Here is a 12,199-nt window from a genome sequence, read left to right as displayed (position 1 = left end):
ATCCGTTTTCATTCAGAAAAAACCACCCTTCCTTTTCCCAAATGGATGACCATTGAACGTTCTCCCGTGCTCGTTGAGAAGCGCATCGTACCCGCGCTTGTCACAGATCCGTTTGCCGTAAAATAGACGCCATTGATATTGCTCGTTTTTAGGATGCTGACCGAAGGCGGCAGTTTTCTCGCCGGCAGCATCTTTTTGAAGTTTTGAATCACTTCATACGTCTTGTCGCTTTCGCGGAACACCACCATAACGGATGTTTTGCTGCGGTACGTTTCGCTTTGGGCGTAGTAAATATCCCGAAGCAGCAGATCAAAAAAACGGTCTTCTTCTTGTTCCGTTTCAAAGGTGCGGTACGAAGGGATGGCGATGCCGATCACGGTCATTAAAATCGCCAGCACCAAAAGCATTTCAAGCAAAGTAAAGCCGCCTTGCTTTAAGACGCTCTTGATGTGACGACTCCTTCAGTGGAAATCTCCACCGCATCGCCGTTCGGGCAAGTGGTTTCATCGGTTTTCAAATATCCGCCTGACACCAATTCGGCAATGGTCGGCACTTTTTTCTCATCCATCCGATAAGATTCCACTTGGCCCTGCACCATGTGCACAAACGCCTTGCAGCCTTTTTCATCGACCGCTGACGTTTGTTTCGTGACGTTCGGAATGGCAATGGCGATTAAAACCGTAATAATGAGCATTACAATCAGCATTTCAATCAATGTAAATCCTTTTTGGTTTTTTAATAGACGCATAGTTCTCCTCCTCAAATGGTGTGGACTAGATTGTACATCGGCAATAGAATCGCCAAATAAGCACCGACAATGCAAATGGCAATCATGATAAAAAACGACGGTTGGATGACGCGCAGCAATTGGGACGTGTGCTGCTCGATGCGTTCCATCAGCACTTCACTGTATAGAATCAATTCCTTTCCAAGGTAGCCGGTCATTTCTCCGTGCTGGACAAACGACGCCATATCAGCGGCGAAAAAAGCTTGGCGGCCAAGCGCCGCTGAAAGCGGATTGCCTGTCATCACTTCTTCGTGGCAGGACTTTGCCATATATTGAATGATGGAATGATAGGTCTGGTTTTGGAGCAGATGAAGTGATTCCTGAAGCGAAATGCCGCTGTGCAAAAGCGTTCCCAGCTCCCTTGCCAAAAGATGCGACCAATACAGCCGCATGAATTTGCGGAGCAGCGGAAACTTCAGGAGCCAAGCAATTTGCCGTTCGACGGACTGCTTTTGAAGGACAGCCCAAAAAACAGCGGTGGTAATTCCGATGGCAGCGAAAACGCCGATAAACAGATCAGGCAAGTTTAATAGATAGGTCGGAACTCCGCTCGATTCTTCCCCTGACTGCAAAGACTCCATCAATTCAGTTAAATTGGGAACGTAATTCGTGCGGAAAAACAGGAACAGCACCGATGTGAACAGCAGCAGCGAAACCGGGTACACCATGATGTTGCGCAGCTTTTTCTGGACGCCTTCTGTCCGGGCGAAGCTTTTAGCAATGCTTTCAATGGATTCCGCCAGGCGGCCGTGGTGCTCCGCGATTTCCACGGGAAACAGCACCTGGTCTTTAAAACCGAGAAACTTCAGAATTTCTGCGGCATTGCCGCCGCCTTTTAGGATGCCTGTCATGCCGGTTAAAGCTTCTTCAGTCTTCGTGGTATGCATCGGCAAGAGCAGCGTGAGCGCCGTCGGCAGCAAATAGCCTTCTTTCATCAAGACCGCGAGGCGGCTCAGGAAATGTTCCCGGTCACGAAGAGGAATTCGGCTTGATTTCATAGGAAGCTTCAATCGCACCAATTTTCACTCCTTCCCGAATCTGTCCGCCGAAAGACAAATGCTCCGGCAAGGAATAGCTTTTCTGGCTTTTTGCGGATTCCAGCGCTTCGTCCAGCCGGTCGCCGTGCAGAATTTCATACAAAGCCCGGTACGACAGTTCGGGGTCTTCCATATCCGAATACACCGGGATAATGCGCTGTGCGGAAACGGCAATCAGTGTTTGGGACATATCTTCAAAAGAAATGCCCAAGTCCCGAAGCCGGTGCAGGCATCCGACTGAATGCCGGGCATGGATGGTCGAAAACACAAGGTGTCCGGTCAACGCTGCTCGCACGGCGATTTGCGCCGTATCGGCATCCCGGATTTCCCCAATCATGATGATGTCGGGATCATGGCGGAGAATCGCTTTTAACCCGGCGGCATAGCTGAGGCCTGCCTTTTCGTTGACCTGGATTTGCAGAATCGATTGGTTTTTGCGTTCGACCGGATCTTCGAGCGTGATGATGTTGCGGTTCAGTTTTTCGCTGCAATGCTTTAGGAGCGAATACAGCGTCGTCGATTTGCCGCAGCCGGTCGGACCGGTGAGCAGGATCAACCCTTGCGGCGCTTCCGCCAGCTTTTCCAGCAAGCGTGCGGAATCCCGGAAAGCGGCAAGCTGATGGATCGATTCTGCGACGTTATCCGCCATTACGCGGATGACGATGCTTTCTTTTGTCAAAACGGAAGGAAGAGTCGATATTCTGAAATAATAAGGAAGGTCTTGAATTGGGAGGTGAAAAGATCCGGTTTGGGGTTTGCGCTTTTCGCTCATATCTAATAGGGAAAGATATTTGAAATAGGCTATCATGCGATCGCCCAGATCAAGGGGGATTTTGGCAACTTGCCGCAGCGATTGGAACGAGCGGTAAGAAACCGTGTAGCAGGCTGGTTCAGGTTTGATGTGGATGTCAGTTGTGCCATTTTCAACTGCATCTTGAAGCAGCTTGGCACATCGGCGTTCAACAATTTCTTGCATAGCCACCTCCTGTTTTGGTTTGAACAAAGGCCGCCGCTTTGTTCAATCCTAGTATAGCGAGCTGCTTTTAAAATTGGAATACTTTTACCAAAAATAATTATTTGACCCCCGGTTTTCGGGGCAAATCTCATTTTTGGCATGTGCTTTCCCAGAACGCCTTGTCGGAAAATCGAATCTTTGTTAAGCTTGAAGCAACAATACACGTGTTTGTCACAAAGAAAGACCAACTCGTAGTTTACACACCCGCTCAATTTCCTATATAATAAACAGGAGATTACTGTAGTGTGGCAAAGGAGGGATTACCCATGGACAAGATGTTTAAATTAATGGGATGGTGGACTGGGATTTTCGCAGTTCTTTTTTATGTAGGCGACATGGTAGAAGTATCATTGATAATGGTTGCTAATACCGGCTTTTTTGTACTACTTGGATTCTTAAATATTTCTGAACGCATGTACTTGTATGTTTTTGGAGCTTACTTGACAGTATTTTTCGTCGGCTTTACTTACTACTCAACGTTCATCCATGTTCCTGGTGCTGGACACTAATCAACAACTTTAGAAAACAAAGAAAAAGCGGCCCTCGTGGCCGCTTTTTTTATTTGCTTGCTACGCTTTCAAGAAAGGGTTGCTCGCTTTTTCAATTTCAGGGGTCGTTTCTGGGCCGTGTCCCGGGTAAAGGATCATATGCTCAGGCAGGGTCAGCAAGGACTTACGGATTGACTGCAATAGTTTTTTCTCAGATCCGTCAATCAAATCGGTACGGCCGATGCTGCCGCGGAACAAAGTATCGCCGACAATCGCGAAGCCTTCATCGCCGAATGAAAAAGTTACGCTTCCCGGTGAGTGGCCCGGCGTATGGAATAAGTCCATTTTGAATGAACTGATTTCAAGTACATTTTCCTGGTCCAGCAAAACATCCGCTTCTTTCATCCGGTAATCCGGAAGCATGCTGTATTTGCCGGAGCCGTTCAAATTCGGGCGGCTCAGCCAATCTTTTTCCAATCGGTGCAAATAGACCGGAATGGCATAAATTTCCCGCAAATCGTCGATTGCCCCAATATGGTCAAAATGCGCATGGGTTAACAGGATGGCCAACGGCTTCAATTGTTTGGATTTCAGGAAAGACACAATCTTGCCGCTTTCTTCGCCCGGATCAAAAATCAGGCATTCTTTTTGGTCGTTCACTATGATATAGCAATTCGTCTGGACGGGGCCCAGCTCCATTTGGTTGATTTTCAGCATTTTGTTCACCTCATTTAAAGTATAGCATTCCAACTGTTCAACGGAATGACATTTTTAGCGCTCGACAAACTTAGCCAAATTCTTTACAATAAAAGAGAACGCGACGGCACTGGCTGTTAAAGTTGAAGGGAGTGTCATAGATGAACTTGCTTATGGTTATTTTTGGTCTTATTGCTATTTTAGCAGCAGTAGGCTCTGTGCAAACCATTAAAAACAAACAAATTTTAGGATTTCTTTTTAACTTCGGTACGTTTGTGATTTTCGGTGCTTTCACAGTAGCGACAATCATTTTCCAAGGTTACCCACCAAGCCTGCACTAATCCTTAAAAAACTGATGCATCCATGCATCAGTTTTTTTCTTTCTCCCCAAAACAAAAAGGATTCCGTAATTTTACGGAATCCTTTTTGTTTTAATTTTGCAGATCCTCTTTCAGCTTCTGCTGTTCTTTTTCGAGTTTTTTCAATTCATCTTCCGACAGGATCAATTGGCCATTTTCTTCGTCATAGAACCGCAGCAGGTCTCCATTGATGATGGACTCGGAATACTCCAGCTCGGTCAATGCAGGCTCGATAAAGGGCTCACAAGCCGCTTTGTCCGTCTCTATACCTGTCTCGATGTCGTAGCAGACATTTCCTGCATAGACATGCTTGTCGGTGATGAAACGGCCGTCCCTGAAGGCGACAAACTCTTCGTGTTCTTCGGAGAACAAATCCCCGCCAAACTGAATGTCTTGTTCAGAGTCAACTCCTAGCAAATGCATGACCGTTGGCCGAATATCGATTTGTCCGCCAATTTCTTCATCAACATGGCCTTCTCCGTACCCCGGGATATGGACAAAGAATGGAACTTTCTGCAGCTGTGCGGATTCGTAAGGCGTAATTTCTTTTCCAAGATATTGCGCCATCGCTTCGTTGTGGTTTTCAGAAATGCCGTAATGGTCGCCGTACATGACTATGACGGAATTTTCATAAAGTCCTTGGTCTTTCAATTCCTCAAACAGGACTTTAATGGACTCATCCAAATAGCGGGCAGTCTGGAAGTACCGGTTGACCGTTCCGGAATTGGAATCAAATTCATCAATCAATTTGTCTTCCTCATCCAAATAGAAAGGATGGTGATTGGTCAAGGTTAGCAGACGCGTATAGAAAGGCTGCGGCAAATCGGCCATATGTTCAACCGACTGCTCCATGAACGGGATGTCTTTCATCCCCCAGTTGACGGCGTCTCCTTCGCCGATCGTATAGCTCTCGATGTCAAAAAACTGGTCGATGCCCAATGACTGATACATAATGTCCCGGTTCCAGAAGCTCTTTGTGTTGGCGTGCTGGACAGAGGTATGGTAACCCTTGTTGCCCAGGCTTTCTGCCATCGAATTGAAGGTGTTGCCGCTGTGCGTAAAGAAAACTGCTCCGCCGCTTAACGGATACAGCGAGTTTTCCACCAGGAACTCGGAGTCAGAAGTTTTCCCGAGACCCGTCTGGTGATAAAAGTTCGGGAAGTAAATGGTGTCTTCGTCTTTTGTCAGTTCACTGAGGAAAGGCGTAATCGGTTTGCCGCCCATTTCTCCATTAATCGTGAACGACTGCAAAGACTCCAGTGTTACGACGATCAAGTTCCGTCCTTCGGCTGCGCCAAACATCTCCTTTGACGGGTCCGGCTGGTTGGCGCGGATGTAGTTGTTCACTTCGACCAGTTCAGAGCCGTTCGCAAGGGCTCGCTGCGCCTGTGACTTCGACTGCACATACATATCGTATAAATGGTAGTTGTACATGCCGATGTTTTTGACGAGCATTTCCCGGTCAAAGCCGCGCGTCAACAATTGCGGACGTTCCATTTCTGCCAATCCCAAATTAAAGAACAGGACAGCGGCCGAGATGACGAAATACGCTTTTCGCTGAACCGCAAGATTCAAGCTGGAAGCCGGATTGATGCGGACAAACTTAATCGCCAGCAGGATCAGGATGACATCCGTAAAATAGACAAGGTCGGTGATAAAAACGCTTTCGGAAGCGCTCGATCCCAAATCCCCGAAATTGTCTGTCTGAAACAGGACAGGCAGTGTAATAAAGTCACTGAAAAAACGGTAAAAAGCCACATTTGCGTACAATATAATAGAAGAAATAAGTGCAATAGCAAGTACATAACGGTTTCTGGCTTTTTCCTTTTTAAAGAACAATGCAAATCCGTAAACAAACAACAGCATGCTCAATGGATTAATGAACAAAATGAACTCCTGCAACGCATTGTCTATGGTTATCGAAAAACTGGTTTTATAGGTCAGATAAGTCTTTAACCAGGTAGCGACGATGGCAATTACAAGAATAGAATGCTTGGGCCATTCTTTCTTCCACATCTCCTGCACCTTCCTTTTGGAATTCGAATTTCAACATAGCTTAACATAAGCGTGATGATAGTAGACAGAATTGTCACAATCTTAATGTTGGCTCAACATAAAAGATACCCGTTCTGATACGCATCAAACGCTTTTTGGTTTCCTTTTTTTATTTTTTTTGCATTTATTGGCGTTTTTTCTGGCGCAAAATGAGCATTGCAGTCGAGTATTCTTTGGCGCTGATGAATTGCAGCCGGTACAACTCCCGCACTTCTTCTTCCATGAGTTCAAGGTCCGCAATTGGATCGCCTGTATAGATAATGGTGCCGTAGCGCTTCAGCAGCTGCATGACGTCGTATAAGTTCTTCATCCGCTCACCTTCCCTGTCGCAATCGATTCGCTTTCTGTATGAATTGCATCCACCGGTATGTCATGGGGCTCCACAAGTATGCGGTCAGCCAGTTGGACGTCAAATGCCAGCGACTGGGCCGCTCCGTTATAAGTTGCCAAATAGCGGTCATAATAGCCTCCGCCAAAACCGATCCGGTAGCCTTCTCTTGTATACACCACCCCCGGCACGATGAGCAAATCGATGTCATCTGCTTCCAAGCGTACCGTCTCTTCCACTTTTGGTTCTTTCAAGTGCATATAAACCGTTTCCAATTGATTAAAATCCGTAAGAGCATAAAAGTCCATCGTGCGGTCCTTGCGCCAGCATTTCGGGACAGCGACTCTTTTTCCGGCTTCCCAGCATGCCTGGATCAGTTCGTGGGTGTCGACTTCCGGAAACGCCGAAACGGTGACGCCGACTGTCCCAGCTTGTTGGAACGCAGGATCTTTCATCAAACGGCCGACAATGACACGTGATTTTTGCTGGTGTTCCGCCTTCTCCATGTTGTTCAGGTGATCTAGTACTTGCTTGCGCTGAATCGCTTTATCCAATTGATTGTCTCCTTTCTTCTGTTAAAAGCTAAAGTGAAAATCTATGTATGTAACTGAAGTATGTGTCTCTAGTTTGAAAGATTCGTTCCTAGTTTGTCCTCTATAAAGAAAAAAGCCAAAACCCGTTAAGGTTTTGGCAGTCAATGAATTACTTCGTTTCACGGTGTAAAGTCATTTTCTTTTCACGTGAGCAATATTTTTTCATTTCAAGACGCTCAGGGTTGTTGCGCTTATTTTTAACAGTGCTGTAGTTACGTTCGCTACATTCTGTACAAGCTAAAGTGATGTTAACACGCATCGGTATCCCTCCTAATTCTTTCAAAGATCATTTGTTTATTTAAGCGGTTGATCTATACGACTTAATTATTATAGCATATTTCGCACCAAAGTCTACTGCTAGTGACTAACTTTTATTTCCTTTCCATAAAAAATTCTCCGGCGAAAAGCTCAGCCGGAGAACGGGTTTATTTGTTCAAATCGTAATGGCTGCCGCGCACCAGGTAAAATAGCTGTTCGGCTATATTGGTGGCATGGTCGGCTGAACGTTCCATGTAGCGGCAAATAAATGCCAACTGAGTGATCTGGCTCAATTTATCGGGGTGCTGAGCGCCAGATTTCATCAGCTTATTGATCACGACGCCGTACAGATTGTCCACTTGGTCATCCAGTTCTGCAATTTCTTTCGCTTTGACGATGTCTTCTTCAACGAATGCTTCAATCACTTGCCGCAGCATCGCAGTAGCAAGCGCGTGCATCTGCTTGATTTCATGAATGGGCGACAGCAATTCCTCTTTGCCGATCCGAATCGTTTCTTTTGCGATATTCACGGCATAATCGCCGACCCGCTCCATATCCGTCGCCACTTTGATGATGACAATCAGCCTTCTGAGATCCGTCGCGACCGGAGATTGCTTGGCGATCAGCAAAATAACTTTGTCGTTAATTTCTTCTTCGAGCTGATTGATCGCTGCATCGTCTTCAATCACTTCCAGGGCAGCGTCAATGTCATGGTCTGTCAGCGCATTTACCGCTTTCGTCAAGGCATCGACTGCCATATTGCTCAATGTAATGAGCTGTTCTTGTGCAGATTGGAGTTCATAATCAAATTTTTCGCGTACCGACATACTGGTTTCCTCCTTCTATTAGCCGAACCGGCCTGAAATGTAATCTTCCGTCCGCTTGTCTGAAGGGTTGGAAAAAATGTTATCCGTTTGGTCGTATTCAATGACTTCCCCGTTTAGGAAGAAAGCGGTTTTGTCCGAAATGCGTGCAGCCTGCTGCATATTGTGGGTCACGATGATGATGCTGTAATCCTGTTTTAGTTCCTGCACCAATTCCTCGATTTTCAATGTTGAAATCGGATCAAGCGCCGAAGTCGGCTCGTCCATTAAAATAACATCCGGTTCAATGGCAAGTGCGCGTGCGATACAGATCCGCTGCTGTTGGCCGCCGGAAACGCTGTAGGCATTTTCCGTCAAACGGTCTTTCACTTCATCCCAAATTGCGGCGCCGCGTAAACTTTTCTCGACAATTTCATCGAGGATCTTTTTGTTTTTGATGCCATGGATGCGCGGCCCGTAAGCGATGTTGTCATAAATTGATTTCGGGAACGGATTCGGCTTTTGGAACACCATGCCGACGCGTGTACGCAATTCTTCGACGCTGTAATCCGCATCAAAAATGTTGCGGTCCCGATATAAAATTTCTCCCGAGGTTTTGACCGACGGCACCAATTCCACCATCCGGTTCAAGGTTTTGATATATGTCGATTTCCCGCAGCCGGACGGCCCGATAATCGCTGTAACTTCGTTTTCTTTAATATCCAGGTCGATATTCTTCAATGCGTGCTTTTCCCCGTACCATAAATTCAGCTGCTTTGTCAGATAAACCGAGTTGGTGTTTTCCACTTCGTTCAAGTTGGACCCCTTTTTCGCTTTTGGTATGCTTACTGTTGTCATAAATGAATCCCCTTCCGCATGAATAAGATTAATAACGTTTTTGGAATTTGTTCCGGATGACGGCTGCGACGGTGTTCATCAATAGGAGGACCACCATCAAGACGATGATTCCTGCTGCGGCTACAACCTGGAATTCCTGTTGCGGGCGGCTGGACCAGTCATAAATCTGCATCGGCAAAGCGGTAAATGTATCCATGACGCCTGACGGCAGGAACTGAATGATCACCGGTACGCCGATTACGATCAGCGGTGCAGTCTCTCCGATTGCGCGGGACAATGCCAAAATGCTTCCTGTCAGAATTCCAGGAATAGCAGCCGGCAAAATGACTTTGACAATCGTCTGCCATTTCGTGGCGCCCATGCCAAAAGAGGCATCTCGCAATTCTCCTGGAATAGCCCGTATGCTTTCCTGTGCTGCCACAATGATGACCGGCAAAATGAGCAAGCTCATCGTAAAGCCCGCAGCAAGAACACTGTTGCCGAGAGATAACGCACGGACAAAAATGGTCAATCCAAGCAAACCGAAGACCACTGATGGAACCCCTGCCAAGTTGGAAATATTGGTGCGGATAAAAGCAGTGATGCGGTTCTTTTTCGCGTATTCTTCCAGGTAAATCGCTGAGCCGACACCGAGAATAATTGAAGTCGGAGCCACTACAGCCATTAACCACAAGGAGCCGACCAGCGCAGCTTTAATGCCGGCTTTTTCCGGGAAACGGGAAGCAAAATTTTTCAGGAAATCCCATGATAAGTGGCTGATCCCTTGCGTACCGATGCGGTACAGAAGAATCGCCAGAAACAACAGCGACACTAGAGTGGCCAGCATAAAGATTCCTTTGAAAAGCTTATTGACTAAATTTCTGCCGTTCATTCGTTTAACAACTAATTGTTGATCAATGTATTTCATCTTAATACTCCTCTCTGAAACGTTTTGACACGTAACTTGCGAGGATGTTCATCACCATCGTAAAGACGAACAGTGTAAATCCGACTGCATAGATGGAGTAGTAAATGGTCGTGCCGTACCCTGCATCCCCTTTGGAAACCTGGACAATATACGAAGTCATTGTTTGGATGGAACCGGTAAAGTCTCCGTCCATCTTCGGCGTGGAACCTGCCGCAAGCGAAACAATCATCGTTTCCCCGATTGCCCGGGAGATTGCCAAAACGACAGAAGCCACGATGCCGGATAAAGCCGCCGGCAATGTTACTTTCATCGCCACTTCAAATTTCGTCGAGCCCATGGCGAGTGCGCCTTCGCGTATTTGCTTCGGTACGGAACTCATTGCATCTTCTGATAAAGAAGCGATCATCGGGATGATCATGATGCCCACCACAATCCCCGGTGATATGGCATTAAAGATTTTGATTTCCGGAAAGAAGCTTTGCAGAACCGGAGTCACAAAAGTCAAAGCGAAGAAACCGTAAACAATGGTTGGAATGCCGGCCAGAATTTCCAGCACCGGTTTGACGATGCGGCGGACGGTTTCACTGGCATATTCGCTCAAGTAAATCGCTGCCCCGATGCCGATTGGCACAGCCACGATGGTCGCGATCAATGTCACTTTTAATGTCCCGATAATCAACGGCCATATGCCAAACATCGCTTCTTTATTTGAGAACGGCAGCCACGTCGTGCCGAACAGGAAGTCGGTGATCGGTACACGGGTGAAGAATGTGATGGTTTCAACGATCAATGTCAAGACAATGCCGATTGTCGTCAGTACAGATACCGACGCAATCAGAAACAAAATGACAGGTACAAACTTTTCTACATTTTTTTTAAACTTTTTACCTTTCGACTGCGCGATCATTTCTTGCACAGATGGACGCATATGGAATCCCCTTTCAACCGCAAAAGGCAAGCAGCGGCTGCTCACCCTTTTACATGAACTTCAGTATTATTTTTTCAATGCCTCTAGATCAGCTCTATCTTTTTCGTACTCTTCTTCAGGAACTGCTACATAACCGACAGCTTCTGCCATCTCTCCGGCATTTTCAATGGTGTATTCCATGAAATTATAGGCTGCTGGATCTTCTGCAAGTGCTTTGTTGCTTGCATATACAAATAACGGACGCGACAATGGTGCGTATTCCCCGGATTCAATCGTTTCATCGGTCGGTTCAATGCCTCCGATTTTCACTGCTTTTAACGTATCCTGGTTTGCTTGGTAATAAGCAAATCCGAAAAATCCGATGGCGTTTGGATCCGCTTGGATCCCCTGGACAAGAACATTGTCATCTTCAGATAAAGTGGCAGAACTTACTAAGTCTTCGTCTTCAAGGATGACTTCATTGAAATAATCGAACGTTCCTGAATCTGTCCCCGGTGCATAGAACACCACTTCTTCATCCGGCCATTCGGGATTAATGTCTGACCATTTTTTCGTTGTGCCGTCTTCCACCCAAAGCTTTTTCAAATCTTCGACTGTCAAATCTTCCACCCAGTCATTTTCCTTGCTGACTACTACAGACAATCCATCATAGGCCAAAAGGAATTCGGTATAGTCAATGCCGGCTTCTTCGAGCTTGGCTGCTTCTTCTTCTTTAATAGGACGTGATGCATTTGAGAAAACCGTTTCGCCCTGGATGAATTTTTCAAATCCTCCACCAGTACCAGAAACACCAACTGTCACTTGAACGTTTGGCTGAGCTCCTGCGTATTCTTCCACAATGCCTTCCATGATTGGAGCTACTGTAGATGACCCGTCACCTGAAACCGAGCCTTCCACTTGTGCAGTTTCTTCACCAGCAGTTTGTGAGCTTGTCTCTTCTTGAGCGCCTCCACCACAAGCTCCAAGAACTAAAGTCGATCCAAGAATAGTTGATGCCATAGCGTATTTCCAGATTCTCATTGTGCAGTTCCTCCTAATGTATGTTTGCTTTACTCTTATTACTATATAGAGAGATTATTGAGGACAT

16 protein-coding genes are annotated in these 12,199 nt (G+C 46.4%); 2 read left to right on the top strand and 14 right to left on the bottom strand.

The window, feature by feature from the left end; genetic code table 11:
- Positions 1–8: 8 nt before the first annotated feature.
- Genes comGD through comGA form a run of 4 tightly spaced genes read right to left on the bottom strand, consistent with a single transcriptional unit; the run spans position 9 to position 2,800 of the window.
- The gene (comGD, locus tag QWY22_RS08470; RefSeq protein WP_300984357.1) at positions 9–449 is read right to left on the bottom strand and encodes a competence type IV pilus minor pilin ComGD; all 441 of its coding nucleotides are present in this window, start codon (positions 447–449) and stop codon (positions 9–11) included.
- Positions 434–748, bottom strand: a complete 315-nt coding sequence (gene comGC, locus QWY22_RS08465; protein WP_300983973.1) for a competence type IV pilus major pilin ComGC — start codon at positions 746–748, stop codon at positions 434–436. The genes comGD and comGC overlap by 16 nt, the downstream gene beginning before the upstream one ends.
- Positions 749–759: 11 nt before the next feature.
- Entirely contained in the window at positions 760–1,803 is a 1,044-nt protein-coding gene (comGB, locus tag QWY22_RS08460; protein WP_300983971.1) for a competence type IV pilus assembly protein ComGB, read from the bottom strand.
- On the bottom strand, positions 1,757–2,800 hold the full coding sequence (gene comGA, locus QWY22_RS08455) for a competence type IV pilus ATPase ComGA (RefSeq protein WP_300983970.1): 1,044 nt from the start codon (positions 2,798–2,800) through the stop codon (positions 1,757–1,759). Before comGA ends, comGB begins: the two co-directional genes overlap by 47 nt.
- A gap of 305 nt (positions 2,801–3,105) precedes the next feature.
- On the opposite strand from comGA, the gene QWY22_RS08450 reads away from it, so the two are divergent.
- A complete protein-coding gene (locus QWY22_RS08450) occupies positions 3,106–3,348 on the top strand; it encodes a DUF2626 domain-containing protein (RefSeq protein ID WP_036809349.1) in 243 nt (80 codons plus the stop codon).
- A gap of 60 nt (positions 3,349–3,408) precedes the next feature.
- Here QWY22_RS08450 and QWY22_RS08445 read toward each other — a convergent pair whose 3' ends face one another.
- Positions 3,409–4,044: an MBL fold metallo-hydrolase gene (locus tag QWY22_RS08445; RefSeq protein ID WP_300983969.1), complete on the bottom strand. Its 636-nt coding sequence runs from the start codon at positions 4,042–4,044 to the stop codon at positions 3,409–3,411.
- Positions 4,045–4,184: 140 nt separating this feature from the next.
- Between QWY22_RS08445 and QWY22_RS08440 the strand changes: the two genes are divergently transcribed.
- Complete coding sequence (locus QWY22_RS08440; protein ID WP_036809368.1) at positions 4,185–4,364, top strand: DUF2759 domain-containing protein; 180 nt, start codon at positions 4,185–4,187, stop codon at positions 4,362–4,364.
- A 90-nt stretch (positions 4,365–4,454) separates the two neighbouring features.
- Here QWY22_RS08440 and QWY22_RS08435 read toward each other — a convergent pair whose 3' ends face one another.
- The 9 genes from QWY22_RS08435 to QWY22_RS08395 all read right to left on the bottom strand — a co-directional run bounded on the left by QWY22_RS08435 (position 4,455) and on the right by QWY22_RS08395 (position 12,132).
- A complete protein-coding gene (locus QWY22_RS08435; protein ID WP_300983968.1) occupies positions 4,455–6,398 on the bottom strand; it encodes an LTA synthase family protein in 1,944 nt (647 codons plus the stop codon).
- Positions 6,399–6,561: 163 nt separating this feature from the next.
- On the bottom strand, positions 6,562–6,747 hold the full coding sequence (locus tag QWY22_RS08430; RefSeq protein WP_300983967.1) for a YqgQ family protein: 186 nt from the start codon (positions 6,745–6,747) through the stop codon (positions 6,562–6,564).
- Positions 6,744–7,319: a 5-formyltetrahydrofolate cyclo-ligase gene (locus tag QWY22_RS08425; protein WP_300983966.1), complete on the bottom strand. Its 576-nt coding sequence runs from the start codon at positions 7,317–7,319 to the stop codon at positions 6,744–6,746. Before QWY22_RS08425 ends, QWY22_RS08430 begins: the two co-directional genes overlap by 4 nt.
- A 148-nt stretch (positions 7,320–7,467) precedes the next feature.
- Positions 7,468–7,617 (bottom strand): 50S ribosomal protein L33, encoded by a 150-nt coding sequence (gene rpmG / locus QWY22_RS08420; RefSeq protein WP_036809376.1) that lies wholly within the window; start codon positions 7,615–7,617, stop codon positions 7,468–7,470.
- Positions 7,618–7,783: 166 nt separating this feature from the next.
- Entirely contained in the window at positions 7,784–8,443 is a 660-nt protein-coding gene (gene phoU, locus QWY22_RS08415) for a phosphate signaling complex protein PhoU (protein ID WP_300983964.1), read from the bottom strand.
- An 18-nt stretch (positions 8,444–8,461) separates the two neighbouring features.
- Positions 8,462–9,277 carry a phosphate ABC transporter ATP-binding protein PstB gene (gene pstB / locus QWY22_RS08410; protein WP_300983962.1) on the bottom strand — a complete coding sequence of 272 codons (816 nt, stop codon included), beginning with the start codon at positions 9,275–9,277 and terminating at the stop codon, positions 8,462–8,464.
- 28 nt (positions 9,278–9,305) lie between these two features.
- Entirely contained in the window at positions 9,306–10,184 is an 879-nt protein-coding gene (pstA, locus tag QWY22_RS08405) for a phosphate ABC transporter permease PstA (protein WP_300983960.1), read from the bottom strand.
- A gap of 1 nt (position 10,185) precedes the next feature.
- Positions 10,186–11,112 (bottom strand): phosphate ABC transporter permease subunit PstC, encoded by a 927-nt coding sequence (pstC, locus tag QWY22_RS08400; RefSeq protein WP_300983958.1) that lies wholly within the window; start codon positions 11,110–11,112, stop codon positions 10,186–10,188.
- A gap of 66 nt (positions 11,113–11,178) precedes the next feature.
- On the bottom strand, positions 11,179–12,132 hold the full coding sequence (locus QWY22_RS08395; RefSeq protein ID WP_300983956.1) for a PstS family phosphate ABC transporter substrate-binding protein: 954 nt from the start codon (positions 12,130–12,132) through the stop codon (positions 11,179–11,181).
- Between the last annotated feature and the right edge of the window lie 67 nt (positions 12,133–12,199).

Source organism: Planococcus liqunii, assembly GCF_030413595.1.
Classification (GTDB): Bacteria; Bacillota; Bacilli; order Bacillales_A; family Planococcaceae; genus Planococcus; species Planococcus liqunii.
The sequence above is the reverse complement of the archived record's forward strand: the minus strand, read 5'-3'. Positions and strand labels throughout refer to the sequence as shown.